Source organism: Phycisphaeraceae bacterium (assembly GCA_019636555.1).
In the GTDB taxonomy this organism is placed as follows: domain Bacteria; phylum Planctomycetota; class Phycisphaerae; order Phycisphaerales; family UBA1924; genus JAFEBO01.
This window is the reverse complement of record JAHBXH010000001.1, coordinates 2,706,822-2,731,370: the sequence shown is the minus strand read 5'-3', so window position 1 is coordinate 2,731,370 and position 24,549 is coordinate 2,706,822. Positions and strand designations below refer to the sequence as shown.

23 protein-coding genes and 1 tRNA gene are annotated in these 24,549 nt (G+C 61.7%); 7 read left to right on the top strand and 17 right to left on the bottom strand.

Translation table 11 applies throughout. From position 1 onward, the window contains the following. Window positions 1–5 precede the first annotated feature (5 nt). The 11 genes from KF691_11700 to KF691_11650 form a co-directional block, all read right to left on the bottom strand. Complete coding sequence (locus tag KF691_11700; GenBank protein MBX3390101.1) at window positions 6–1,154, bottom strand: DUF1573 domain-containing protein; 1,149 nt, start codon at window positions 1,152–1,154, stop codon at window positions 6–8. A gap of 140 nt (window positions 1,155–1,294) precedes the next feature. Next, window positions 1,295–2,464 (bottom strand): tRNA-dihydrouridine synthase, encoded by a 1,170-nt coding sequence (locus tag KF691_11695; GenBank protein MBX3390100.1) that lies wholly within the window; start codon window positions 2,462–2,464, stop codon window positions 1,295–1,297. A 43-nt stretch (window positions 2,465–2,507) separates the two neighbouring features. Further along, window positions 2,508–3,848, bottom strand: a complete 1,341-nt coding sequence (locus KF691_11690; GenBank protein MBX3390099.1) for an NADH-quinone oxidoreductase subunit H — start codon at window positions 3,846–3,848, stop codon at window positions 2,508–2,510. Between the two features lie 151 nt (window positions 3,849–3,999). Then, window positions 4,000–4,737 carry a hypothetical protein gene (locus KF691_11685; GenBank protein ID MBX3390098.1) on the bottom strand — a complete coding sequence of 246 codons (738 nt, stop codon included), beginning with the start codon at window positions 4,735–4,737 and terminating at the stop codon, window positions 4,000–4,002. Window positions 4,738–4,929: 192 nt separating this feature from the next. Next, window positions 4,930–6,672 carry a GH3 auxin-responsive promoter family protein gene (locus KF691_11680; GenBank protein MBX3390097.1) on the bottom strand — a complete coding sequence of 581 codons (1,743 nt, stop codon included), beginning with the start codon at window positions 6,670–6,672 and terminating at the stop codon, window positions 4,930–4,932. A 53-nt stretch (window positions 6,673–6,725) separates the two neighbouring features. After that, the gene (locus tag KF691_11675) at window positions 6,726–7,622 is read right to left on the bottom strand and encodes an alpha/beta hydrolase (GenBank protein MBX3390096.1); all 897 of its coding nucleotides are present in this window, start codon (window positions 7,620–7,622) and stop codon (window positions 6,726–6,728) included. Between the two features lie 137 nt (window positions 7,623–7,759). After that, window positions 7,760–8,524: an ABC transporter ATP-binding protein gene (locus KF691_11670; protein ID MBX3390095.1), complete on the bottom strand. Its 765-nt coding sequence runs from the start codon at window positions 8,522–8,524 to the stop codon at window positions 7,760–7,762. A gap of 18 nt (window positions 8,525–8,542) precedes the next feature. Beyond that, complete coding sequence (locus KF691_11665) at window positions 8,543–10,213, bottom strand: ABC transporter permease (protein ID MBX3390094.1); 1,671 nt, start codon at window positions 10,211–10,213, stop codon at window positions 8,543–8,545. Beyond that, on the bottom strand, window positions 10,155–10,946 hold the full coding sequence (locus KF691_11660) for an SDR family oxidoreductase (GenBank protein MBX3390093.1): 792 nt from the start codon (window positions 10,944–10,946) through the stop codon (window positions 10,155–10,157). The genes KF691_11665 and KF691_11660 overlap by 59 nt, the downstream gene beginning before the upstream one ends. A gap of 47 nt (window positions 10,947–10,993) precedes the next feature. Then, window positions 10,994–11,368, bottom strand: coding sequence for a hypothetical protein (locus tag KF691_11655; protein ID MBX3390092.1), 375 nt, complete (start codon window positions 11,366–11,368; stop codon window positions 10,994–10,996). Between the two features lie 42 nt (window positions 11,369–11,410). Further along, entirely contained in the window at window positions 11,411–12,133 is a 723-nt protein-coding gene (locus tag KF691_11650) for a hypothetical protein (protein MBX3390091.1), read from the bottom strand. Between the two features lie 477 nt (window positions 12,134–12,610). Between KF691_11650 and KF691_11645 the strand changes: the two genes are divergently transcribed. Continuing rightward, a tRNA-Cys gene (locus KF691_11645) sits at window positions 12,611–12,691 on the top strand. A gap of 99 nt (window positions 12,692–12,790) precedes the next feature. Further along, window positions 12,791–13,237: a large conductance mechanosensitive channel protein MscL gene (mscL, locus tag KF691_11640; protein MBX3390090.1), complete on the top strand. Its 447-nt coding sequence runs from the start codon at window positions 12,791–12,793 to the stop codon at window positions 13,235–13,237. 33 nt (window positions 13,238–13,270) lie between these two features. On the opposite strand, the gene KF691_11635 is transcribed toward mscL, so the two are convergent. Together KF691_11635 and prfB are read right to left on the bottom strand one after the other, a co-directional pair. Next, window positions 13,271–14,161, bottom strand: coding sequence for an FkbM family methyltransferase (locus tag KF691_11635; GenBank protein ID MBX3390089.1), 891 nt, complete (start codon window positions 14,159–14,161; stop codon window positions 13,271–13,273). 25 nt (window positions 14,162–14,186) lie between these two features. Further along, complete coding sequence (gene prfB, locus KF691_11630; GenBank protein MBX3390088.1) at window positions 14,187–15,323, bottom strand: peptide chain release factor 2; 1,137 nt, start codon at window positions 15,321–15,323, stop codon at window positions 14,187–14,189. A gap of 122 nt (window positions 15,324–15,445) precedes the next feature. On the opposite strand from prfB, the gene KF691_11625 reads away from it, so the two are divergent. Genes KF691_11625 through KF691_11615 form a run of 3 tightly spaced genes read left to right on the top strand, consistent with a single transcriptional unit; the run spans window position 15,446 to window position 18,145 of the window. After that, the gene (locus KF691_11625) at window positions 15,446–16,354 is read left to right on the top strand and encodes a hypothetical protein (protein MBX3390087.1); all 909 of its coding nucleotides are present in this window, start codon (window positions 15,446–15,448) and stop codon (window positions 16,352–16,354) included. Beyond that, complete coding sequence (locus KF691_11620) at window positions 16,347–16,832, top strand: hypothetical protein (protein ID MBX3390086.1); 486 nt, start codon at window positions 16,347–16,349, stop codon at window positions 16,830–16,832. The genes KF691_11625 and KF691_11620 overlap by 8 nt, the downstream gene beginning before the upstream one ends. A 44-nt stretch (window positions 16,833–16,876) precedes the next feature. Next, window positions 16,877–18,145 carry a hypothetical protein gene (locus tag KF691_11615; GenBank protein MBX3390085.1) on the top strand — a complete coding sequence of 423 codons (1,269 nt, stop codon included), beginning with the start codon at window positions 16,877–16,879 and terminating at the stop codon, window positions 18,143–18,145. Between the two features lie 17 nt (window positions 18,146–18,162). Here the strand turns inward: KF691_11615 and KF691_11610 are convergent, their stop codons facing one another. Then, window positions 18,163–18,849, bottom strand: a complete 687-nt coding sequence (locus KF691_11610) for a hypothetical protein (GenBank protein MBX3390084.1) — start codon at window positions 18,847–18,849, stop codon at window positions 18,163–18,165. Window positions 18,850–18,860: 11 nt separating this feature from the next. Further along, window positions 18,861–19,361 (bottom strand): hypothetical protein, encoded by a 501-nt coding sequence (locus tag KF691_11605; GenBank protein ID MBX3390083.1) that lies wholly within the window; start codon window positions 19,359–19,361, stop codon window positions 18,861–18,863. Between the two features lie 174 nt (window positions 19,362–19,535). On the opposite strand from KF691_11605, the gene KF691_11600 reads away from it, so the two are divergent. Beyond that, window positions 19,536–20,225 carry a hypothetical protein gene (locus tag KF691_11600; protein MBX3390082.1) on the top strand — a complete coding sequence of 230 codons (690 nt, stop codon included), beginning with the start codon at window positions 19,536–19,538 and terminating at the stop codon, window positions 20,223–20,225. Between the two features lie 37 nt (window positions 20,226–20,262). Here KF691_11600 and KF691_11595 read toward each other — a convergent pair whose 3' ends face one another. Beyond that, window positions 20,263–22,260 (bottom strand): ABC-F family ATP-binding cassette domain-containing protein, encoded by a 1,998-nt coding sequence (locus tag KF691_11595; protein ID MBX3390081.1) that lies wholly within the window; start codon window positions 22,258–22,260, stop codon window positions 20,263–20,265. Window positions 22,261–22,435: 175 nt separating this feature from the next. Between KF691_11595 and ffh the strand changes: the two genes are divergently transcribed. Further along, entirely contained in the window at window positions 22,436–23,965 is a 1,530-nt protein-coding gene (gene ffh, locus KF691_11590) for a signal recognition particle protein (protein ID MBX3390080.1), read from the top strand. A 3-nt stretch (window positions 23,966–23,968) separates the two neighbouring features. On the opposite strand, the gene KF691_11585 is transcribed toward ffh, so the two are convergent. Beyond that, window positions 23,969–24,523, bottom strand: a complete 555-nt coding sequence (locus tag KF691_11585; GenBank protein ID MBX3390079.1) for a hypothetical protein — start codon at window positions 24,521–24,523, stop codon at window positions 23,969–23,971. Window positions 24,524–24,549: the final 26 nt, after the last annotated feature.

Sequence of the window (24,549 nt, the reverse complement as noted above, 5' to 3'; positions counted from 1 at the left end):
CTTGATCAGCGGACGACAACGTAGACACCCATGCGCACGGCTTCTTCGCCGGGCACGTCGGTGAGAACATCGAAGTCGATCACGCCGCGGTACATGTCCTTCGGGGCCTCGCCCGAGATGGCGATGGTGTAGGAGTTGGAATCGCCGCCGGCGCCGGCTTTGGCGGGCTGAATATCAAACTTCAGTTGCGGATCGTTGCGGCCCGGAGGCGCATCAATCTGCTTGATGCCCTTGATTTTGAACGGCTTGTTCGAGCGGCTGGCGATGGTGGCCGTGTTGCTGAACTCGGCCGAGCGAGCCACCAGGCCCATCGTCACGCGCTGGGGCTTGGTGTCGATGTCGCCGATGACTTCGCCAAGAACGGGAATGCGGATTTCCTTCTCGCGCGAGTCGTTGGTCGTCACGATCATGTTGCGGTTGAATCGCTCGATCTTCTTTGCTGGCGGATAGATGACTTTGACGGGAATCCTGTAGAACTTCTCGCCATTCATTTCGGCGGGTTCGGCCTTGCCGATTTCGGTCGTGATCTCTTCGCCCTGGCCATCGAACTTGATGTCGGTCACGGCGAAATTCTCGATCCTGCCGGTCACGACGAGATCGACCGTGCGCGATTCACCCTTCGCGACCTGGTTGAACGCCACGAGGCGCGGCTCGATTGTGACGATGGGCTGCACGTCCGCTTCGATGGAAAGCGACGCAGTCGGCGCGGTCGGATCGTTCGAAACGACGGTGACGCGCTGGGTCACCGGGCCGGCGGCTTTTCCCTTCGGGTCGAAGATGACGCGGATCTCGCCGGTTTCGCCGGGCGCGTACTCCATTTTCGAGAGTTGGGGCACGGTGCAATGGCAAGAGCCGGACGCGCTCGTGATGATCAGGTTCGCGTCGCCGGTGTTCTTGAACTTGAACGTGTGCTCGACGGAGTTCGAGGAAAGAATCTTTCCGAAGTTGAAGCTCTTCTCGTCGGGAGTGAAGCGGCCGCATGGACCAACGGGCTGCGGTGCCGCAGGCGGGAGTTGGCCGGGCCTTGGAGGAAGGCGATCCCCGGCGGGTGACTCGGAAGAAGGCGCTGTTTGCGGAGTTGCCGCGGGCTGCGCCCACGCGGTGCAGGCAAGGCTCAAGCCCGAAACAGCAACGATGATTCGATTGAAAGGCATAGGAAGCTCCCGTCGAGGCTTTGGTCTTATTCAGCGGCGAGGCGAGGCAATCGGTTCAGAAAAGAACCGAGTTTGAGCAGGACAAAGCATAGCGATCGTGTTTGCGATCTGTGAGGGGCGGTCGAATGATTTTCGGACGGCTACGCGTCCGCTGTCTCCGACGCCGGCATCCTGCTCCGAAGCCCGCCAGCCAGAAACTCATCCAGCCGGTCGTTGACTTCCTGCGGGCTTTGAGCGATTCTGACAGCCTCTTTCAGGGGTCGAACGCCGACAATTCGGCCTCGCTCGTCGATGGTGTGAAGCCGCTTGGCGAACCAGGTCATTCGGCGCCGGATCTGGACCATGGCGTAGTGCTCACCCCGGGTTTGGACCATCAGTTGCAGGTAGCGGCGGACGGTTTCGATGATCTCTTCTTTGGAGGGCTCTTCAGGAATTGCACCGGAAATCTGGAGCGCCCAGGCATCACGGAAGAGCCAGGGCGTGCTGAGAGCGCCGCGCCCGATCATGACGCCGGCGCAGCCTGTTTCGCGGATCATGCGCGTCGCGTGCTCGGGCTCAACGACATCGCCGTTACCGATGATCGGAATGCGCCCGTTCACTGATTCGACGACGCGCGCGATGCCGGCGAGCTGCACCTCTCCGGAGAACTTCATTTCGGTTGTGCGCCCATGCACTGTGACGCCAACGACGCCGACATCGGCGAGCATTCGGGCCAAATGGGGGGAGCACGCGTTGCCCGCGTGATAGTCAGCGTCGCTCCAGCAAAGACGGATCTTGCACGTAAGAGGCACTGGGCACTTGGCATTAGGCACTTGAAGAGAAGAATTGCCGAGGCGACGCAACCATTCATCCGTGGAAAGCGAGCATGCTTCAAGTTCCTTGACGACTCGGGCTGCGATTGCGACGGCTCGAGCCAGGTCGGTCAGGAGCTTGCTGCCCCCGTCCTTCTTTGTCACCTTGTCGACCGGGCAGCCCATGTTGATATCGATGAGCGTCGCGCCGTGCTCGACCGCCCAGCGCGCGCCCTGCGCCATGATCTCGGGATCGCTGCCGTAGAGCTGCATTCCTACGGGTTTGTCGAAGTTGTTGGTGGCGGCGAGATCGAGGCTCGTAGCGGTGCCGCGGAGAAGACCCTGCGGGCTGAGGAGATCGGTGCACGCGAGCCCGACGCCCGCGCCGACTCCAGCCGGATGCGTGGACCATTCGCGCACGATGGTGCGGAACGCAAGATCGCAGTATCCGGCGATGGGCGCCAGGAGCAGATTGCTCGCGAGGCGCAAAGGGCCGAGTTGGATGGGAACGCCGATCACGGGGAATCGTAATCGGTCGAGCGGTTGCGAGCGTGACGCGGGTCTATGCCCCGGCGGCTGCTTGCACCGGGCGATCTTCGCGCGCCGTGGGATCCGTCGGGCCGGTAATTACGGTTTCGCCTTCCATCGGGCTGTAGCGCGAACCGTAAAGCGGGATGCGGACGTTGCTCGCCGTGCGCGGCATCAGCGGCAGTGCGATCAGGATGACAAAGAACATGACGACGTTTGCGCCGAGGAGGGCGAGCAGAGATGTCTGGCCAAAGTAGACCATCACGCTGGTGACGATGACCACGAGCAGAGAAATCGGGATCGCGCCCTGCCACGCCGAGGTCATGACCTGGTCGTAGCGCAGGCGGGGAATCGTCCACCGGATGAGCATGCCGAAACAAATGAGCAGGAAGGTCTTGGTCGCGAAGACGGCGATCTTGGCGATCATGCCGATCGTGGTCGTGTTTTCAGGGCTAAACCAGTGATCGCGGCCGAGGAAACCGAGCGGCAGGTGATATCCGCCGAGGAAGATCATCGCAAAGAGCGCGCTCCCGGTGATGAGGTGCGCGTATTCGGCGAGCGGGTAGAGCGCGAAACGCATCGAGGAAAACTCGGTGTGGAAGCCGCCGACGAGTTCCTGCTCACATTCTGCGTTGTCGAACGGGGCGCGATTTCCCTCGGCGAGCGCGGTGATGTAAAAGAGTGCTGCGGCGATCGGCTGGCTGAGAATGAGCCAGCCATTCTGAAACTGGTAGCGGATGATCTGCTCGGGGATCAGGCTGCCGACCGTGAGGAGCACCGCAAGCAGAGAAAGCCCCATCGGGATTTCGTACGAAATCATCTGCGCTGTGGCGCGGAGGCCGCCGAAGAACGAGTACTTGTTGTTCGCGGCCCAGCCGCCGAGCGTGATGCCGTAAACGCCGAGGGATGCCGCGGCAAAGACGTAGACGAGACCGACGCTGATGTTGGCCCCCGCGACGAGAACGGTGGTGGAGGGGAGCCAACCGAAGAATGGAACGGGCAGCGCGGGCGCCATCCATTCGCCGCCCCACGGAATGATCGCGAACGTGACGAGCGGGGGAATCACGACGAGCGCCGGCGCGAGAGCGAAGAGCATCTTGTCGGCGCGCGCGGGGGTGTAGTCTTCCTTCAGGAAGAGCTTGAGGCCGTCGGCAAGGAATTGGCCAAGCCCCCACATGCCCTTCAGAAACGCGAGGAACGGAAGACCGAAGTCAAAGCCCACGCGGTTGGGGCCGATGCGGTCCTGGATGTACGCGGAGATCTTGCGCTCGAGATAGATGCACATGCCGGCGCCGCCCAAAATGACATGGAAGACCACGAGCAGCACGAGCACGGAGATGAGCAATTGCGATGTCAGAAACTCGGGGATGTGCATGCGGCCAGAGTGTAGTGGGCGTCGGCCGCGTTGTGGGTGTGCCGGATCGCACGCGTCGATGAAAAGAGGCGGCGCGGAACTTCGTCCGCACCGCCCGGGGTCGGGGCATTGGAAAGAACTGAGACGGGGGAAGGCTCTCTGATCCGGACACTTATCGCCGACGCCGGCGGGCGGCAAGAAGCAGACCCATGGCGCCGGTCGCGAACGAGCCGGGCGCGGGGATCATCGCGGAAATCACGATGACCGAGTCGTTGTAGTCGTAGTCCGCGCCGGGAGAGATCCGGTCTTCCCAGAAGAGCGCCCAGGTGGGCGTCGAAAAGCCCTCGCCGATGAGGCGGTACGTGACCAACTGGCCGTGAGCACCGCCCGACGCGTCGAGGTTGTCGCTGACGCGGCTGGTGAATTCCTTGCCGGTGGTCAGGTCCTGCAGCACCCAACGGAAGCTCGAGCTGACGGTGAAGTCGCCACTATTGCCGATGCTGCCGGTGTTGGTGACCTGAGAAAAGACGCCGCCGTTGGTGTCGTCGCGCCAGCCGAAGACGGAGTTGTCGCCTGCGTACTTGGCTTTGACTTCGAAGGCGACCTGCGAACCGGACCAGATCTGGCCGTCCGAGGTATTGAGGGAGCCTACCGAGGCCGTGAGGCTCATCGGTCCGCCCACGTTTCCGTCGGCGATTCGCTGGGCTGTGATCGAGCCGTTGCCGAGGTTGAGTGAGCCCGGGCCGCCGACGGCGCTCCACGTGCCGCCGAAGAGGATGCCGAGGATGCTCGAAACATTCTGCTCGCCGGAGGGCGCGGTCTGAATCGTGTTGTACATCGGGGCGGCGTTGGTCGCCGAAGCGGCGATCAGAGCGATCGCGGAGCCGATTGCGGCCTGACGAATCTTCATATCTCTCTCTCCCTGAGAAATGCGATGCTCTGGCGAGCAATCCATCGCTCAGGGTGAAACATGCCACAGAATTCGAGAGAAGCGAAAGCGGGCTCTGATAGCGCGGTGTGAAACCGGGGCGTGTTCCCGCACAATCGATTCAGTCGATCATGCCGGTCGGGCGGGGCTCGAACTTGGCTCTGCTCTGCCGGATTACCGGTCGCCCGAGAATTGCACTATCTGTTCGAGAAGCTCGCGGGAGTTGGCGCAGCGGGGGCATTTGTGCTGCCCGCCGAGCTTGCCGCGGGATTCGAGCCAGCGATGGAACGCGCCGGGCCGCAGTGGCGTGATTGTCGGGAGGGACATGCCGACGCCGTCGGTGCGTTTGGTCGTGTAATCGACGTTCTGCTTTTTGAGGCTCGCGTCGAACGCGTCGCGGAACCGTTCGAGCGAACCGCCGGACGCTTCGGGCTTGGACTCGATCTCGATCGCGAGTTCGAGACCCGCGCGTCGCGGGCCGCTCGGATAGACCGGAGCTGCGGTGAATTCGCCGACCAGGAAATCCGCGGCACGGGCTGCTTCCGCGACGGCGGTTTCGATGTGCTCGACAATGAGGTTCTCGCCGAAAGCGTTGACGAAGTGGCGATGTCGACCGACGATCCGAAGCCGGCTGGGTCCGTCGCCGCGGCGATCTGGTCCGTCGCAGATACCGTCGAACTCAACGACGTCGCCGATGTTGTAGCGCCAGAGTCCGGCGCATGTCGTGAGAATGACGCAGTAGCGCTGTCCTTTTTCAACCTGATCGGCGCTGAAGGCTTCGGGATCCGGGTCGTTGATTCTTTCGATCGGCACGAACTCGAAGTAATTGCCGAGGTCGGCGTTGAGGCGGAGCGAAGGATGCGAAGAGCCCGGGGGTGCGCCGATCGGATTCGGTGCATCCTGCATCGCGATGAACGCCTCGGAGGCCGGATAGAGCTCGAAGCGGTGGGCGATGTCGGCGCCGGTGGGCGAACCGGAGTAGACCTGGCGCACACGCGGATCGAACGGCTGGTAGCGCACCCCGCCGTGGACAAAGAGCGTGAGGTTCGGCCAGACCTGTCGCAGTGTCGTGATCGGCACGCCGTCTTCGCCGGGCACGCGGCTGGTGATACCGCGGGCGCGAGCGAGTTCGATCAGGCGTTCGGCGAGCACCATCGCCCAGCTCGGCATGCCGGAGATCATGCGAACGTCTTCGTTGATGCAGCGGAGCGCCATCGCCTCGATCTTGCTCGGCCAGTGGCTCATGAGCGCGACTTCGGGACCCGGAAGATAGATACTGGAGATCGGCCAGCGAATGAGCGGCGTGACAAGGCCCGAAAGGTCGCCGGTTCGTATGCCGTGCGAATTCGTGTCGAGGTTGGTCGAGCCGCCCAGGAAAAGACATTTCCCGGTGAGGAGGCTCGCGAGCTTGACGTTCTGATTTGCAAGATGCGCGAAGATATCGAGCGATGCACGAAAGTTGGAGCGCATCATCTCCGCTGAAACCGGGATGAATTTATCACCGGCGGTCGTGCCGCTGGTCTGCGCGAAATCGCGCACGAGTCCGGGCCAGAGAACATCTGGCTCGCCCCCTTCGCGCATGCGCGCGATTTGATCTTTGAACGAGTACCAGTCGCGCACCGGAAATGACTTTCGATAGGCGTCGATGAGCTCCGCGTCGGCGGTGCTTGCGAGCGCGGCAAACTTGTTCTCCCGGCCGAAACGCGTGGGCGCTGCGGTTCGGAGGAGATCGCGCAGAGTCTTCCGCTGGATCGCATGAGTGTTCGATCGCCAAAATCGCGTGTCCGCGAGTTTGCGAGCACGTGGTGTTAGGTATGTCCGAAGACCCGCGCCGATGAGCGTCGTCCAACTCGGGCGATCGCGGAACCGCGCGGGGCCGGGAGGCAGGTCGGGCAGCAGTTGAATCGTCGGGGCCATGTCGGGAAATACTGCGGAACTTCTTCGGAACTGCTCGACGTGTATCGCGGGCGTCAGCGACGGATGTCGGAAATAAAACCGGTCATCGCGTCGGCGAATTGTTCCGGGCATTCAATCATCGGCGCGTGTCCGCAGCGGTCGAACCACACGATGCGGCTGCTCGGTATGGACGCTCGAAAACCCTCGGCGGCCTCGGGCGGTGTCACGATGTCTTCGCGGCCCCAGATCAAAAGCGTTGGCACGCGAATCTGCCCCAGCTTGCTGCCCAAGTGGTTGCGCCTGGCGGAGCGGCTGAGTTTGACCATCGCACGGGCGCCGGATCGGCTCGAAAGCTCCTTGTACGCGCGCTCGATGTCGTTCTCGTTCAGGTGCTTGCGATCGTAAAAGAGCTCGCCGATCTTTCGGCGGAGCCACTCGCGGCTGGGACGGATCTGCACATCGCTCACCATCGATTTTTCGATCAGGCCGGACGAGCCCGCCAAAACGAGGGCTTGCACCAGGTCGGGGCGTTCGATCGCCAGACGAAGGGCAACATGACCTCCGAAGGAATTCCCAACGAGGGCGACCGGAAGCGACCCTTCGTTGCCGAAGTAGCTCTCGAGAAACCGGGCCGTGAGAGCCGAGACGCCTTGGATGGAGCAATCTTCGCCGCTGAGGTCGAGCAGAGGGATCTGCAGCATGATGCAGCGAGCGGTGGTGCTGAAGCGGCGAACAACGTTTTCCCAGTGTTCGTTCAGGCCCACAAGCCCGTGCAGGAAGACGAAGGGGGGCACGGACTTCGACCGCGGGCCGACATCGACAAGCGTGGCGGGAACTGGGCCGTGCGCGCCCTCGATCGAGATTCCCGTTGCCGAGAGCTGTTGGCATGCTCCGTCGAGGCGAAGACCGCCAAGGCTTGTCACCTGAGCGGAATGCGCAGAATCGATGGTGCTCGCGGATGATCGTGGCATGCGATGATTGACTCTCCCGACCGACCGGTGCGAAGTCAAAATATAGTACCCGCTAGCGTGTTTGTATCGCCGTCGTCTTTACGGTTTCTGAACGGGGCCTGCGTTCGATTGGGGGTATCTCGATCGGCGTTGCGATATCACTGACCGTTCTGGACCTTGCCGTCCACCAGCCTCACGATGCGGTCGGAACGTGCCGCGGTTGTTTCGTCGTGCGTGACGATCACCATCGATTGTCCGTCTTTGTGCAAGCTTGTGAACAGATCGAGGATGGATGCTCCGGTCACCCGATCGAGGTTGCCGGTCGGTTCATCGGCGAGGAGCAAGTCGGGCTTGTTGATAAGAGCACGCGCAATCGCGACTCGCTGACGCTCGCCGCCGGAAAGTTCCGCCGGCCGGTGAGCGATCCGGTGCGAAAGCCCGATGCGTTCGAGCAACTCCCGCGCGTGCGTCCGGATGGTGGCGCGATTCCGCCAGTATTCGAGAGTGCCCATGGCGGTCATCGCTGCGATCGTGACGTTCTGTAGCACCGTCAATTCAGGGAGCAGGTGGTAGAACTGGAAAACGAAGCCAACGCGCCGGCGCCGGTAGCCATCGAGCACGCGCGTGGAGACTTTGGTGAGGTCCTGTCCACGGAACATGATCGCGGGCGCTGGAACATCGGGGGACGGCGCGTCGACATTGTCGAGCCCGCCGAGCAAATGGAGCAGCGTGCTCTTCCCCGAGCCGGAGGCACCGAGCACGGCGATGGATTCCCCTTCGCGGATACTCAGATCAACGCCGCGCAAAACCGGGACCTTGGTCCGGCCCAGCTGATAAGTCTTCCGCAGATTCTCGGCGCGGAGAATGACGTCGCCTTTGGCGTTTGGCCGGAGCGAAGATTTGGAAGCGGCGACGGCGGTCAATCGTGTGCTCGTGTGTGTTTACTCGAATCGCAATGCCTGGACGGGGTTCATGCGGGCGGCGCGTGCCGCGGGCCAGAGCGCGCCGAGGCAGCTTGCGAGCAGGCCGCCGCAAAGAACCACCAGAACGTGGAAGGGGTCAAGATCGCTCGGAATGCGGGTGAAGTAGTACACGCGCGGATCCCAGATGTAGAGGTCGAGATGCTGTCCGATCCACTCGTGGATCGCGTTGATGTTGGTGACGACGACGTAGGCGAGCGCGAAACCAGCGGCCGATCCGGCAATTCCTATCGCCAGCCCGTAGAGCAACCACAATCCCGCGACTCCCGAGCGAGAAGCACCGACCGCACGGAGCACGCCGATGTCGCGTGTTTTCTCGCTCACCATCGCCCAGAAGATGGCGAGCACCAGAAACACCGCGGTGAGCGAGACAAAGCAGAAGATAAACAGCACGAGCCCGGTTTCCTTCTTGACCGCCGTGATCATCGTGCGGTTCTGATCGACCCAAGTCAGAATCCGGATCGATGTCGGATCGGGAACCTTGCCCTCGTGTGCCGCGGCAAATTGCTCGTAGATCGTTGCGACGCGCTTGGCGAGCCGATCCGCGTCGGCCATGTCGAACGAGTCGCGCTTGCTCCGCACGAGGACGCTCGTCACGCGCGCCGGATCTTCGCTGATCACTTTCCGAGGGAGAAACCGTTCGTCGTCCGGATTCTGCGAGAGTTTGATGCTGCCGCCGGAAGTGTCGATTTTCGCGGCACGGTCCATCTTCAGCATTTCCTGCAGCGCGTTCAACTGCACAAAAACAGTTCGGTGATCGATCTCGTAGAGGCCCGAGTGGAACTCGTTCGCCACCGGGAACGTGCGCGCCACCATCTCGATCGCCCGGCCTTTGCTGTCCATCGGGAGCACGTTGAGCGTGACCGTTCCATCGACGGGCAGCATGAACATGTCCACCGGCTTCTTTTCGCCCTCGGTCGTGCGGATCATCGGAAGGCCTGGATAGAAACCCCATGGCTCGCGGAAGTTGAATCCGCTGACCGAAATGCCCGGGACGACGGCGGGGCGCTCCACGGTCCGTCGATCCGTCTTGGAGATCTCGGTGCGCACCAGTCGCTTGCCGCCCTCGAGGAGTTGCTTCCAGAGGTCGTGCTTGCCGAGGCGAAGATCCTGGCGTGTCGTATCTTTTTCGTTGGGTTTGTCGATCGGGCGCCAGTACAGCGTCTTTTCAAAATCGGTCACCCGCGAGAAAGACGGGCCATCGATGCCCTTAATCGACACCGTTTCGGTGCGCCCGTCGGGCAGGCCAATGAGCCCGTACGTCTCGATCACCGGCGCTGCCGCGGCAACCTCCGGATCGGCTTCGAGCCGCTTGATCAGATCCTCGTAGTACGCAAAGCCGGTGATCGGCCAGGAGATCGAAACATCTCCGGAAAGCGTGCGCCCGGAATTAATGAGCATGACAAGAAAACCGCCCATCACCGACCAGACGACGATGACCATCGCCGTGCAGAGCGCGACGGCAAGTGCCGCGAGCAGCGGCATGATCTTGCTCGAAAGGTACCGTTTTGTCAGGAGCAGTTGGTACACGTGCGGGTGAGGGTAGCGGGGCAGGGAATCATCGCGATCGATTTCACGCGAGCCAGCGTCCGCCATCGACGCGGACGACTTCGCCTGTGACGTATCGGGCATCGAGCGCGAGCCACCGCACGGTTTCCGCGGCATCTTCGGGTGTCCCGGCGCGCTGCAGCGGAACCCGGCTCAGGTACTCCCGCCGAAACGCTTCGCCCGATTCTTTTCCCGCTTCCGGCCATGCGACCACGCCCGGCGCGACGGCGTTGATCCGGATCTTGGGCGCGAGTTCGCGCGCGAGCGAGCGGACCGCCTCCAAAAGTGCGGCCTTGCTCATCGAGTAGGCGAGCAAGTCTTTCCGAGGCCGGCCGAGCACGTGCATGTCCACCATCGCGACAATGCCGGCTCCGCCGGGCAGAGTCGATTTTTCCAGCAGCGTCAACAACTCTTCGACGAGCAACACCGGCGAAAAGGCGTTGATGGTCATGAAATCCGAAAGATTATCCGAGGTCAGTTGTCGCAACGGAGTCGGGGCGTAGCTGCTTGCGTTGAGCACGAGCGCATCGAGAGAAGCATGCTTTTCCTTCAAGCGTTGGGCGAGCGATGCGACGGATTCGCTGTCGCCGGGATCGAAACGCTCCAACTCGACGCGGGCGCCGAGCGCTTTGAGAACACCCCGCGCGTTCTGCGCTTCGGTCGAATCAGGATCGCGTGAAGTCAGGATAAGTGTCGTATTCGGTTTTTCGTTCGAGGACCGGTCGGCGGCGGCGCACCCCACGAGCGCCCTCGCAATGGCAAGCCCGACGCGTCGAGTACCGCCGGTGATGAGTGCTGTGAGCGTTTGTGCCGGCATTCCCGGTCAATTGTTCGGCGACCGGGGAGCACGCGGCGTCGGTGCGATCAGAATTGATCGGGTTTTCGGGGCTTGCGTCGCTTGTGATCGTTGCCCGAGTCACCCGGCCCGTCGTCGCCAAAATCGGGTGAATCCTCAATCCGCGTGTCGTCCTGATCGAAGCCGCTCGCCCGATACAGCTCTTCCGCCGTGGGAACGTCGGCTCTTTCCGCGCTTGCTTTCCACGGGTCCTGCGCTCGCGAATGGGTGCCCGATTGCGAAAGCACGCGCAGCCGGGCACGTCGGCGAGCCAGCATTCCCAGCACCAGCGCCGACATGACGACGACCAAGCCGAGACTCAGCAGCGCGAGAAGCAGAAATCCGCGCCCGATCTGACCCACCGGTGGGTCGGGGTTCGCAACTTCGGCAAGCAATTCCACCATTGAAGCCAGAGTATTCGCTTTCCGTGCAGTTCGCCCGCTGCTCTATTGCAACGGCCGTATTTGACCTACGGGTTCGAGCTGCGCGTGCAGCGGAAGGATGTAATTCTGGTTTCGATAGGCATACACCCGGCCTGTCATCACGATATCCAACGTTCCGGTGCGATTCGCGATCGCGCCTTCCAGACGTTCCAAGGCCTTCGAGCGGATGATGTACATCGCGGGCTCGGCCGGCGTGTTGGCGTCGCCGTCGAACGCAATGCCGAGCCGATCTCCCATCCGCACCAGCCTGCCCCGGCGATCCGTGAAAATCGTTCCTTCGGGGACAAGGGACCTCGCGGCGCCCGCATGTTCTGCTTCCGGCTCGGTCGCGGCTTTCGAATCGTCGGTCTTTTCATCTTTCGGATTAGTAATGCTGATCTGCGGCAGAGCTTCGGATCGCCGGGTCTCGAGTTGCTTGATGATGTCGGCGACTTCCGGATCATCTCCGGGCCTGACCGAGGTTGCTTCTTCCGACTCGTCCTTCGCGGCCGGCGCCGCCGGTTTTGCCGGGATCGAGGCGGGAGTCGGGGCGCGAGTCACCGTGAAGATCGTTGGGAGCAGTTGCTGTCGTTCGCGGTAGACGAAAAGCTGTCCGGATACCTCGACTCGGGTCTCCGCCGGGTTGGCGCTTGTGGCGATCGAAGACTGCATGGCCGCCAGCGTCTGACAAGGCAGGAGGATCATCGGGCGCTCGCCCCGCCTCCGTGCATCGCGAGGCGACGGCATGTCGGGAATGAAAACAGAATCTCCGGTCTTCAGCAATCTGACTGTGCCGGTTCGGCGGACGAGAAACGTTCCTTCCGGAAAGTAACGCCCGGGAGGGACGGCAAAGGTCTCCGGACTCAGGCCGGGAATCGTTGCGCGCGGTTTCGCGGAGTTTCCCTTCGGCGCACTCCCCTCAGCCTGCTGAGGCGATCCGGATTCAATCTTGACGGCCTCCGGCTGTTCGGGTTCGATTGCAAGCCCGACGGTGGCCGCGAGGAATAGAAACATTGCGGGAGGGAGCTGATTCATCCTTTGCCCGAACATGAAAACCTCCGAGCGAATGTTCCAAGCCCGCGATTGCGACGCCGCAACAGGACTAGCGTAACCAGTTCATCGGCTCGGGCGGGGTGGGTGTTCGAGCCCGATCGGCTGGCTCTCGGTTGACCTGTGAGGGGCGGGGCTTAGTATCAACCTTCCGGAAATCGCCGGAAAACCCTTGGCCGGGTGCCAGAGTGGTCAAATGGAGCGGATTGCAAATCCGTTGCGCAAGCTTCGTGGGTTCGAATCCCACCCCGGCCTTTGATTTTCGACGCACAAGTGAGTGAGGTCGAGTCGCCCTCGCCGTTCGGTATACTCCCGCCGCGCGAATAGTCGCGCGTTTTCTCAGGGGAGGAACGCATGGGCCTCATCAAAGAATTTCGCGAATTTGCCCTGAAGGGCAACATGCTCGATCTGGCGGTCGGGGTGATCATCGGCGCCGCGTTCGGGAGCATTGTCAATTCGTTGATCAAGGACATGATCATGCCCGTTGTCGGCATGGCGGGCGAAGTCGATTTTACGAACCGGTACATCCCACTCGGCGCGAAGGTCCGCGAGGCGGTTGAAGCCAATCCGAATATTGGTTTGGAAGAGGCGCGCAAGCTCGGGTCGGTGCTCGCGTACGGCTCCTTCATCACCATCACGATCAATTTCCTGATCCTCGCGCTGTGTATCTTCCTGGTCGTGAAGGCGTTCAATTCTGCGAGGCGGCGCTTCGAGGCAGAAAAGCCGCCGGCGCCGCCTCCGGGGCCGACGAACGAAGAAAAGTTGCTCACCGAAATCCGCGACCTCCTGGCGAGGCGCTAGCCCATCGGGAGAGGCCGAAAGGCACATCGATCTTCAATCGAGTCCCGCGAGAGGGGGCCGTTTGCCGGGATTCTCGCGGCCGGTGAGCCTGCGCAGGTATTCCGACCAGAGATCCGTGCTCATTTTTCGGTCGTAGTGATTCAGGATCACCGAGACCAGATCGACCGAGAGGTAGAGCTCGTGGAGCATTACCGCAAGCGCAAGCAGGCGCTCGGGCGGATAGAGATGCAGCCGACGGAAATCCGGCACGAAGATGGCGTCGGACCAGAGCGCTTGTCGGACTGGCAAATTGATGTTGTTGTTCGCGGTCACGGGCACGAAGCCCCGGCCGCCGAACCCGTTCAGAAAGTGAAGCATGAATCCCTGGGTGCGGAGAAACGAATCGATTTCTCCGAAGAGGGGCTGGCCTTTGTACATGTCCAGGAACTCGACTTCGCAATACACGAGCATTACCGATTTCAGAGTGCGTTCCGCGCCCTTCAGGACGTCAAGTTCGGCGCCCTGAACGTCGAGCTTCAAGAAATGAACGTCGGATACTTCGGAAACATCGTCGAGACGCTTGGTTTGGAGCTGCTCGGTTCCCTGCACGCGGGTTAGCTCGCCCAGATTGTTGAAGGCGTTGAGGAGCTCCGTGTTGGGCTCGTAGAGCGAAGAAGTGAATCCGGTGTTCGTGACATAGAAAGTTCGGACAGTGCCGTCGGCAATGCAGTACGGCAGAAATCGCTGCCCCGGCGATGCCGATTGGTTCAGTTTTTCGCACTCGGTCGATATCGGTTCGAACCCGGTCACGGTCGTGCGACCGGGTTCGAGCAGCGTGCGATAGGGGATGTGCTCGGGCCCGATGAACATCGCCCCCACATCAACGATGTGCAGATGGGGTACGCGATCTCCCAGCATTTCGATCAGAGAAAACGGCGCTTTCATAGGTCGGGTCGTTCCTGATTCCCGCTCAGGTCCGGGCCCGAGAGGCTTCCTTTTCCGCGCGCCGGCGTTTCAGTTCGGCGTCCACGAATTCGCCGATATCGCCCCGGAGCACCGCCTCGTAGTTGCTGTTTTCCATTCCGGTGCGGTGATCCTTCACGCGGTTGTCGTAGAAAACATAGCTGCGGATCTGTGTGCCCCATCCGCGATCGAGCGTGCCGCCCTGTGCCGCGACAATCTCTTTTTCGCGCTGCTCTTCCGCCAATTGTTCGAGCTTGGCCTGCAAAACCGCGAGCGCCTGACGCTTGTTCTGCCCCTGGTCGCGGTAGGTGCTGGCGACAACCTGGATGCCCGTCGGGATGTGCACGACCCGGATGGCGGAGGCGACCTTATTGACGTTCTGACCGCCGGGGCCGCTGGCGCGCACGAACGGGGTGATCTCGAGATCCTTCTCGGGAATCTGAAGATCGACTTCCTCGAACTCGGGAGTCACTTCGACGGTCGCGAAGCTGGTCTGGCGTTTTCCCTGCGCGTTGAACGGGCTGACGCGGGCAAGACGGTGCGAGCCGCGTTCGCACGAGAGATAGCCGAAAGCGAACGGTCCCTTGACGTGCAGCGTCACAGAATCGAGCCCGACTTCGCTTCCGTACGACTTGTCCATTTCTTCGAGCTGCCAGCCCATCTTCTCGCAGTAGAAGAGGTACATGCGGAAGAGCATCTCGCACCAGTCGTTGGCCTCGGTGCCGCCAACGCCGGCGCTGATGGTGAGGAAGCAGTTGCGGTGGTCGTGCTTGCCGCTGAGGAGCGACTGGAGCTCGATCTTGTCCATCCGCCCGACCAGCCCGAAGAGCTGCTCGTCGGCTTCGGCGAGGAGTTCCTTATCGCCCGCTTCCTTGGACATTTCGTAGGCGATCTTGGCGTCGTCGAAATCTTTGATCGCGCCGGCGAGCGGATCGACCTGGGCCTTGAGCGTTTTGACTTCGCTCACGACTTTTTTGGCGGACGACTGATTATCCCAGAACGACGCCTCGTTCATCTGCGCTTCAAGTTCACGGAGCTGTGCGGACTTGGCGGCAAAGTTAAAGCGAGTCGCGGATGGTTGTGATCCGCGCCTCGAGGTCGTTGATGATGGGTTGATGGGCGTCGTAGTGCATGGGGGTCTCAATTCCGCCTTCGGCGGCAGGGGCGGGAGTTTAGGACTCACGATTGCGAAAAAGTGGTCGTGGGCGCGCCGGAAGCCGGAGGCGGAAACGTCTTGTTTGGTAGAACCTATGCCAGGAGCAACTCATGAGGAATCTCGCAAAGTCCGTCGTCTTGGTCGCAAGCTTCGGAATCGCTATTTCGACCTGCGTTTTCGCCGATCCGCCCGCGACCGACCCTGTCGCGGCATACACGAACGCCAACGGGAACATGCCGGGGCTCAAGCAGCTCCTGCCAACCTTTGATTTTCAGGGCGGCACAGTGACCGAATTCGTTGACGCACTCCGTCTCGCCGCTCGCCCGCGAGAACTGAACATCATCGTGCTTGATCCGATGCCCGATGTCAAGATTGCCCCCGTGAAGCTGCGCAATATCAGCGTCGAAGGCGCTCTCTTCCTGCTGCGCGGACCCCTGACGAGTTCTGCTATCAACGTTGAATGGACCATACCCGAAAACCCTTGGGACAATCCGGTTGTCTACATCAAACGTCCGAACACAGTCGCATCGGAAATGGCTCAAAGAGCTGCTCAAGAGCAACGCCGGAAAACCGCGGTGTTGTCGCTGCAGATTGGTCCACAAAAAAAAGGCGACGAAGAGACAGCACGGAATGCGCAGATCGCCACGACGCTTGACGCGGTGAGTGAGGCGCTCAATCAGAATGTTCAGCCCGGAAACCGTTCCGCTGCGATCGACCTTCTGCGGCGTCGCGTTGCATTCCAGATTCGTGAACGCGGTGCGGCAAGGTCTGAAGTTTCTGATCCGCGTCTGCGCGGGACCCACTCTCCAGCCGACGGAGACTTCGCTGCCTTGACTCAAGCCCTTGCCACCCTCTCCCCCGACGATCAACTCCTCCTCCGTCTCCGCGCCGACTCTTCCGCCTCCTTCGAACAACTCACCTCCTCGCTCGGCGGCACACCCGATTCCCTCTACGGCCGCGCCCGCCGAGCCCTCGCCCGACTGCGCGCACTCCTCTCCGAGGAGAACGTCGATGCTTGAACCGATTCGTCAAGACTTGCAGGATGATCCGAAAGCTCTTTCGCCGCTCGTGCGCGAACGCCGCGACGCGATGCTGCCCGGTCTCCTCGAAGAAGTCCGGCGCGTCCGGCGGCGTCGCGTGGCAAGACGCGTCGGTTCTCTCGCGGCAGCCGTCGCACTCATCTCCGGCATCCTCGCGCTCGCTCTTTTCCGCACGTCTCCAACTGCCGTCAGTCAACCCATCGCGAAGGCGACGAGCGACAAGTCGCCCGGCGGCGCGCGGGTAATGCAAGCGCCTGGCCCCATTGGACCCCATGTCGAAATCGTTCAATCGTCGCCGGACGTGCTTGAACGACTCTCCGTCCGCGCGCCGGCACTCGTGCATGTCCAATACATCTCGACCGACGAAGCTCTCGCGCTTCTCCAGTCCACCGGCGATCGCTACGGCATCATCGAGATCGCCGGCCGTGTCGAGTTTGTCGCGATCGCGAAGAAGTAGGCCCGTGCTCCGCTCGCTCGTACACCATCTACCCTTGCCTACCGATGTCCGCTCCGAGCGAGCCATTGCCCGCGTTGCTCTTCACCGCCTTTGAACCCAGCGGCGACGATCATGCGGCAATTGTCATCGAGGAGTTGAAACGCCGGCATCCGTCGCTTCCGATTTACGCTTGGGGTGGCCCGCACATGGCCTCTGCCGGCGCGACGATCGTCGAGCGAACCGGCGACGACGCCGTGATGGGCATGCCGGGGATCAGCAAGATCCGAGAGCACCAGAAGATCAATGCGAGAATCGCGGCGTGGCTCGATTCCTTTGAGCCCGGTGGGAGTAATTCGAGGATGAGTCACCGTCCCGGGGTGCACATTCCGGTTGATTCACCCGCGGCGAATTTCCCCATCTGCGCGATTGCCAAACAGCGCGGTCTGAAAGTCGTGCACATGGTCGCGCCGCAGTTATGGGCGTGGGGCCCCTGGCGAATCCGCAAACTCCGTCGCCTGACCGATCAGGTGCTCTGCATATTGCCCTTTGAAGAGGAATACTTCACGAAGCGAGGTGTGGCTGCTCGCTTCATCGGGCACCCGCTCTTTGACGTGAGACTGGATACTGAAAGGCTCGATGTGATCGGGTCGGGTTTCGGCGAGGGGAGCCCGCGGGTGGCGCTCATGCCGGGCTCGCGCCCCGGAGAGATTGCCAACAACTTCCCGATCCTGCTCGAATCGTTCGTGCGACTGTCGGCTGAGTTTCCAAATCTGAGAGGTGTTGTCGCCGCGACAAAGCCGAGCGTCGAGTCGCGTCTGCACGAGATCGCGGCGCGTCACCGGCGTCGATTAGGTTCGTGGCCCGACAACCTCATTACCGTGCACGGGCAGACCGATGCCGTCATTCGCTGGTGCGATCTCGCGCTCGTGGTTTCGGGGACGGTGACTTTGCAGATCGCACGGCAGGTGAAGCCCATGGTCGTTGTTTATCGATCCAATCCGGTGCTCTATCACGGGTTTGCACGCTGGTTGTTGACGACCAAGTACTTCACCCTCCCAAATCTGATCGCCGGCGAGGAGATTCTTCCCGAATTTGTTCCGCACTTCGGTGGGGCGGGGCCGATCGCGAAGGCCGCGGCGGAACTGCTGCGCGATCCTCAGAAACTGGCATCGCAGCAGCACGAACTCCGGCGCGTGCTCGAAAAATTCGATGGCTTGCACGCCGGCCCGCTCGCGGCGGACCAAATCGAACGGATCGCCGGCTTGCCGCGCCAGAGCCGGGCCAACGACGTGCCGCGGACCCGAACCGGCATGCCGACCCTTCTGCCTGGTTGATGAATGCCGAGCGGATGTCAGGGGCGTTCGATCTCGAATGCCGCGATGCTTGCGTACCGATTGCCGATTCGATCCTCGATCGGCGCATGCTCGAAACTGAATCCCTTGACCGGGGCGCCGCGATCCAGGGCGCGATTGGCGGCGACTCCCAGATCATGCTCGGCGATTTCGCACGATTCGGAAAACAGGAGCACGAGTCCGGCGGCGTGCGCGATGAGCGGATCGCTCGCCAGTTTCACCGCGTCGCGGCGTACGGCGCCGATTAGTTCGGATGCGTACGAGCGATTCGGCAGCGGCACGCCGTTCGTGTATGTGAATTGGCCCACGCATTTGACCTCGATCCACAGACACTCACGCGGGTCAACGCCCTCGGGTGCGCTGTGTGCAAACAGCAATCCTTCGGTTTCCCGACGCTCGCGCCGAGAACGCAACTCGTCGCGGATCTGCTTGCCGGGCTCCGGCGAAAGCACCATGTCGCAACGCTGCCTTTGCGGATCGCGCTTCTGCGCGGGCGAGAGCGACGGAAAGGGAACCTCGCGCAGAACGCCGAAACCGGTTGCCTGCAACGCGCGCACGATCACGCCGTGCAACTGGATTTCGTCGAGCGAATCGAGCCCGGCAACGGCGCGTTCCAGGCGCAGCGATTCTTCTTCCCGAACAAGTCCTTCGAGAACAACCCGCGCGATGTTCAGCCCATGCCACATCGGGCGCGACTCTACGCGGGCTCGTGATTGACGCTTCCCCCAAGAGCCGCTGCAATCCGTTCGATCAGTTCTTGGGACGAGTGTTCTGCCGCGGCACGGGAGCGGTTCATCGCCGTCTTCCACACCCACGGAATCGGCAGAATTGTGAGCGGAATGTACCAGACACAGGTCTTCCAGAACTCCTTCGGGTACCAATCGAAATAGATCGAGAGCATCGAGTCTGTAATCCACACTCCCGGGAATACTGACAGGGCGAGCAGAGCCCCGACGATCCACGGCATTCTCGATTTGGCCACAAGACCGAATTCGATTCGAGTGCCGTCGGTTCCTGCTATGTACTTTCCGATGAGATCGAAGTCGTAGATCCAGCCATAGGCCAACGCGTCGAAACTGCCGCTTCGCGGCTCAAATCCCGGCAGCTTGCCGCGCTGCGACATCTCCAGCAGCTTTTCGGCGATCTTTGCTTCACTCAGGGACGTAACAACGAACGTCCTCTCCACCGGGGAGGCCATATGCTCGCCCGTCTCTTGCGGGTGATCAGAATGTGGGCTTGATGGAGTCAGGCTCGGTTCCCCCCAGCTTCATTCGGCCACGCGGAGTCGTGGAGAACAACATACCCAATCGGGGAAGCGAGTTCTCGGCTCGGGTTCCTCGATTGGCACGCCGTCTGCCAAGGGCCAAGGCATATGAAGAGCAGCAAGAACACGGGCGAAAACGCCCCCGGCGCGGCATCCCAAGGGCCTCCCCCCCGACTTCGGTACGTCGATGTGGTGGAATTGAGCCACCGACAGATGTCGGCTCCACGCCGCACGGAAGTACAGACGTCACAGACGGCAAAGCCCGCTCGTCGGACGCCGGCCTTGAGTGTGGAAGCGCCGACGCCCGCCCCGCAGCCCCTTGCCGACACGATTGAGCAGGCCCGTGCAGCGATCGCCGAGGCAAATCGCGAGGCGAGCCGAATCGGACTCGGCCCAAGATTCTTTGATTCGCTCGAAGAAACCCGGAGAGCGACCCCGGCCCTGCTGTCCGACGACGCCCGATGGGTGTTCGCGGTCCGCGTGAAGCGGGAACTCCAAGGGGGGCGAGCGGCGATTATCGCACCCGAATCAAGGAATCGTCTGCTCGGGCTCGCCAACCGGCTGGGGCTCCGGAACTTCGATGCGAACCTGGTGATCGCGATCGTTCAGGACGATGCTCGCCTGTATGGCACCGCTCTTCCAATTCCTTCGGAAGCCGCAAAGGGACCGCTGGCGCTCGTCCGCCCGGCAAACCCGACGCCTTCTTCAACTTCGACAGGAATCTGGATGTCTCTCGGCGCCAGCGTCGGTCTCGCGGCGATCGGCTGCTACTGGCTTGCGATGTGGTTTTTGAAGTAACAGGATCAGTCATCCGGAGCGAGCTGCTGCCGCGTTCCTACTCCGCTTCCGCGGCGCGGCGAGCCCACTCGAACTCGAGAGGTTCGAGTTGCTCGATCGCCGCAGTTCGCTCGTCGGTGAGGCGGGTCGCCTTGGCGTGATCGCGCCAGACGTTCGGATCGCCCATCAGGCCATCGATCTCCTTGATCCGGCGTTGGAGCGTTTCGATTTTTTCTTCTATCTGCTCGGTGCGCATCCGCGCGAGAGAATTAGCCGAGGGGCCGGCCGGCTTCTGAGCGGGCTTCTCGCTCTTTCGGCGTTCTTCTGCCTGCTTGCGCTGGCGCTCGGCCTCTTCGCGCCGATTCTTTTCATCGATCGCGGCACGATCTCGTTCGCGCTTGCGCTGCACATCCTTCTCGTGCCATTCGGTGTACGAACCGTGGAAAATTTCCACGTTTCCCGCTCCGTCGAGGATCATCAGGTGATCGCAAGTGCCGTCGATCAGCGCGCGATCGTGGCTGATGAGCAGCATCGTGCCTTCGTACCCGCCCTCATCTCGGAGCGCTTCTTCGAGGCGCTCGGCGCTCATCAGGTCGAGGTGGTTCGTCGGTTCGTCGAGAACAAGCATGTTCTTTGCAGAACAGAGCAGGGCCGCGATCGCCGCGCGGCTGCGTTCGCCTCCCGAGAGTTGACCGAGCGGGCGATCCTGATCTGTTCCGGAAAAGAGAAACGCGCCGGCGAGATCGCGTGCCGCCTGCTCGCTCATTTGAACGCCGGGCACTTCTTTCTTGATGGTGTCCTGCAGGTACTGATAAACAGCCTTCTCCGCGGGGAGATGTTCGTGCGTCTGCCGGTAATACCCGATTCGCACATTGGAACCAAGCCGCACGGTGCCCGTGTCGGGCGCGATTTCACCGAGCAAAGTGCGCACCAGTGTGGTTTTTCCCGCACCGTTTGGCCCGATGATTCCCCAGCGCTCGCCGCGCGAAACGACGATGTCGAGATTCTGAAAGAGCGTTTTCGTGCCGCCGCCGTCGAGCGGATAGGCTTTTGAGACTTCGCGCGCTGCGAAGACCATGTCGCCGCTGCGGGGCGCATTGGGCAAACGCACTTCGAACGAGTGCGCCTCGGGCGGACGTTCGAGTTGATCCTGCTCTTTGGCGCGTTCGAGCTTGGTCTCGCGTCCTTTCGCCTGTGCCGCACGGCGTCCCGCTTTGTACTTGCGGATGTACGCCTCTTCCTGGCGGAAGCGGCTCTGCTGATTCTCATAGGCACGCAGCATCGCCAGCCGGCGCTCGGCGCGGAGTTCGCGAAATGTCTCGTAGTTCCCCGGGTAGTCGATCAGCCTTCCGTCTTCGGTCTCGATGATCCGCTGCACGACATTGTCGAGCAGGTACCGATCGTGGCTGATGAGCAGCACGGCGCCCTCGAACTCGTTCTTAAGAAAATTCTCAAGCCAGAGGCGGCCTTCGATATCGAGGTGATTGGTGGGTTCGTCGAGCAGGAGCACATCGGGATTCTCAAGCAACAGCTTCGCGAGCGCGAGCCGTCCCTTTTGTCCGCCCGAAAGCCCGCTGACCTTGATTTTGAACTGCGCATCAATGAATCCGAGGCCGTGCAGGATCTCCGCGATCTTGTGGTCGATCGAGTAGCCGCCCGCGGCCTCCATCGCTTCGGTGAGCCTGGTCTGCTCCTCCATCAACTTCTCGAGTCGCGCCCCATCGGCCGTGGCCATCTCTTCGTAAAGGTGATCGAGTTTTTGGTGCAGTTCATGCAAGCGGGCAAACGCGCTCTCGGCTTCACCCCAGAGCGTTTCTTCCGGATTGAGCTTTGGATCCTGATGCAAGTAGCCGGCGCGGGCGCCGCGCTGGAGCGCCACATCACCAGAATCCGGCTGCATCAGGCCCGCGAGCATCTTGAGAAACGTGCTCTTGCCCACCCCGTTCCGACCGACCACGCCGACGCGCTCGCCCGGTTCGATGGAGAACGACACCCCATCAAGAATGATGCGGAGGCCGAACGCGTGCTTGAGATTGGTGGCGGTAAGAACTGGCAAGCCAAGATTCTAGAAGCAAGCGGCGCGGCTTTCATGTTCGGTGCCGTGATCTTCGTAGGACCCGGCGGTCCCATAGGACCCATTTCCTCCGTTCGCCCTCGCGTATTCTTCACGCGGTCAAGCCCTGACTCCTTTGGAGTCCGGCGCGTTCGCGCGCCCGCTATTCGGGGCAGCCATGCTTGACCGTCTCACAGAATCCTTCTCCGGCCTTTTCCGCAAACTCAGCGGCAACGCGACTCTTACGGAAAAAAATGTCCGCGACGCCATCGACGAAGTTCGCACGAGCCTGCTCGAAGCCGACGTCCATCTCGATGTCGTGAACGCCTTCACCGACGCCGTCCTGAAAGATGCGATCGGTCGTGACGTCACCAAATCGCTCAAGCCGGGCGAAGAGATGATCGGCATTGTCCACGCCCGCCTGGTCGAGTTTCTGGGCGGCACGCCCGAACAGGCCGATCCGCGCGCGGCGCTCCAGTCAACCGCCGATCAGACGATCATGAAGATCAGCCCCGGGCCGACCATCGTCATGATGTGCGGGCTGCAGGGTTCGGGCAAAACGACCACCTGCGGCAAGTTGGCGGCGGTCCTGAAAAAGCGCGGCCGCTCGGTCATGCTTGCCGCGGCAGACCTGCAGCGCCCCGCGGCGGTCGAGCAGTTGCACACGGTCGCGACGCAAGTCGAGAAGGATTTTCCCGGCGGCGCGCAGGTTCACTTCTACGGCGAACCGGAGAAGGTTGCTGAATACGGCAAGGCCGTCGGTGTCGCGGTGGGGGTCTGCCAGCGGGCGCTCGCCGCGGCACGCGCCAAAGGCGTGGACGTTCTGATCCTCGACACCGCGGGACGTTTGCATGTCAACGACGAGTTGATGGGCGAGCTGTCGCAGGTAAAGCGCCTTCTCCAGCCGCACCACATCTTTCTTGTCGTCGACGCGATGACCGGGCAGGATGCGCTCAATTCCGCCAAGAGCTTCCACCAGAAACTCGACATCGACGGTGTGATCCTGACAAAGTTTGACTCCGACACGCGCGGCGGCGCCGCGATGTCGGTCAAGCACGTGACCGGCGCACCGATCAAGTTCGTCGGCGTCGGCGAGAAACTCGACGCGCTCGAAGATTTTCATCCGACGCGTTTCGCCGGACGCATCCTCGGTATGGGCGACATCGTCGCGCTCGTCGAGAAAGCCCAGGAGCAAGTCGACGAAGAAGAAGCGAAGAAGCTTGAAGAGAAACTCGCCAAGGGCGAGTTGACGATGGACGATTTCCTGAAGCAGTTGAAGATGCTGCGCCGGATGGGACCGCTCAAACAGCTCTTCTCGTTGCTCCCCGGCGTGGGCTCGATGCTGAAGGATGTTCAGATCGAGGACAAGCAGCTCGACAAGGTCGAAGCGATGATCGGCTCGATGACGAAAGCCGAGCGCACCAAGCCCGACATGATCGACAACAGCCGGCGCAAGAGGATCGCAACAGGCTCGGGCGTCGATCAGAACGACGTCGGCCAGATGGTCAAGCAGTTCGGTCTGGTGAGCAAGCTCAGCAAAGGAATGGCGGGAATGAGCGCGGCGCAGAAGTCCGCCGCGGCACGCGAACTCGGCTCCGGCGGCATGGGCGGGATGATGCCGGGGCTCAAAGGACTCCCCGGCTTCGGCTCGCGCGGAAGCACGTTCACCGCGAGCCCGAAAGCAAAGTTCAAGAAACGAAAAAAGTGAGAGCTACTTCGGCCACAGCCACGCCATGATCGCACCCGTGATCAACCCCATAATCACGCCATCAATGATGCCGCTCACGACAGCGCTCTTATTCGCCTGAAACCAGATCGCGCCGGGCAAGCTGCCCACTGTGAACGTGAGGATGCCGACCGTGCCGAGGACCTGGAAGACTTTGGCGAACGGCTCGCCCCGGCCGAAGCCGGCCGCGACGCCGACATACGCGATCAGGAACGCGGCGATGAGTTCGACGATAAACGTGAGCAGCATGTTTCTGCCCATGCTCACTTTGCTCCAGACCGAGAGAATCCCCATCGGGCCGGTTTCCCACAGCTTCTTGATGCGCTCGCGGTCTTCACCCTCGCAGTGCATGTTGGGATAGCTGTAGACACCGGGCTGGAGACCGAGCCCGCGGACGAATTCAATGACCTTGTTGTCATCCGGCAGTTTCTTGAGATCTCGCTTGTGATGAGGGAGCGCCATCCAGGCGAGCGCGCCGTAGAACCAGAGCGCAACCGGCGTCGCGATGATGGCAAGCCAGCAAGCCGTGAGCAATTCCATATGGAACCTCCTTTGTGCCTGTGAGC

What these genes read in the sequence shown, in the direction of transcription:
- KF691_11700 (MBX3390101.1), bottom strand. Translation starts at nt 1,154, where the DNA reads ATGCCTTTCAATCGAATCATCGTTGCTGTTTCGGGCTTGAGCCTTGCC.
- KF691_11690 (MBX3390099.1), bottom strand. Translation starts at nt 3,848, where the DNA reads ATGCACATCCCCGAGTTTCTGACATCGCAATTGCTCATCTCCGTGCTC.
- KF691_11685 (MBX3390098.1), bottom strand. Translation starts at nt 4,737, where the DNA reads ATGAAGATTCGTCAGGCCGCAATCGGCTCCGCGATCGCTCTGATCGCC.
- KF691_11680 (MBX3390097.1), bottom strand. Translation starts at nt 6,672, where the DNA reads ATGGCCCCGACGATTCAACTGCTGCCCGACCTGCCTCCCGGCCCCGCG.
- KF691_11675 (MBX3390096.1), bottom strand. Translation starts at nt 7,622, where the DNA reads ATGCCACGATCATCCGCGAGCACCATCGATTCTGCGCATTCCGCTCAG.
- KF691_11665 (MBX3390094.1), bottom strand. Translation starts at nt 10,213, where the DNA reads ATGCCCGATACGTCACAGGCGAAGTCGTCCGCGTCGATGGCGGACGCT.
- KF691_11660 (MBX3390093.1), bottom strand. Translation starts at nt 10,946, where the DNA reads ATGCCGGCACAAACGCTCACAGCACTCATCACCGGCGGTACTCGACGC.
- KF691_11655 (MBX3390092.1), bottom strand. Translation starts at nt 11,368, where the DNA reads ATGGTGGAATTGCTTGCCGAAGTTGCGAACCCCGACCCACCGGTGGGT.
- KF691_11650 (MBX3390091.1), bottom strand. Translation starts at nt 12,133, where the DNA reads ATGCCGTCGCCTCGCGATGCACGGAGGCGGGGCGAGCGCCCGATGATC.
- mscL (MBX3390090.1), top strand. Translation starts at nt 12,791, where the DNA reads ATGGGCCTCATCAAAGAATTTCGCGAATTTGCCCTGAAGGGCAACATG.
- KF691_11635 (MBX3390089.1), bottom strand. Translation starts at nt 14,161, where the DNA reads ATGAAAGCGCCGTTTTCTCTGATCGAAATGCTGGGAGATCGCGTACCC.
- KF691_11625 (MBX3390087.1), top strand. Translation starts at nt 15,446, where the DNA reads ATGAGGAATCTCGCAAAGTCCGTCGTCTTGGTCGCAAGCTTCGGAATC.
- KF691_11620 (MBX3390086.1), top strand. Translation starts at nt 16,347, where the DNA reads ATGCTTGAACCGATTCGTCAAGACTTGCAGGATGATCCGAAAGCTCTT.
- KF691_11615 (MBX3390085.1), top strand. Translation starts at nt 16,877, where the DNA reads ATGTCCGCTCCGAGCGAGCCATTGCCCGCGTTGCTCTTCACCGCCTTT.
- KF691_11610 (MBX3390084.1), bottom strand. Translation starts at nt 18,849, where the DNA reads ATGTGGCATGGGCTGAACATCGCGCGGGTTGTTCTCGAAGGACTTGTT.
- KF691_11605 (MBX3390083.1), bottom strand. Translation starts at nt 19,361, where the DNA reads ATGGCCTCCCCGGTGGAGAGGACGTTCGTTGTTACGTCCCTGAGTGAA.
- KF691_11600 (MBX3390082.1), top strand. Translation starts at nt 19,536, where the DNA reads ATGAAGAGCAGCAAGAACACGGGCGAAAACGCCCCCGGCGCGGCATCC.
- ffh (MBX3390080.1), top strand. Translation starts at nt 22,436, where the DNA reads ATGCTTGACCGTCTCACAGAATCCTTCTCCGGCCTTTTCCGCAAACTC.
- KF691_11585 (MBX3390079.1), bottom strand. Translation starts at nt 24,523, where the DNA reads ATGGAATTGCTCACGGCTTGCTGGCTTGCCATCATCGCGACGCCGGTT.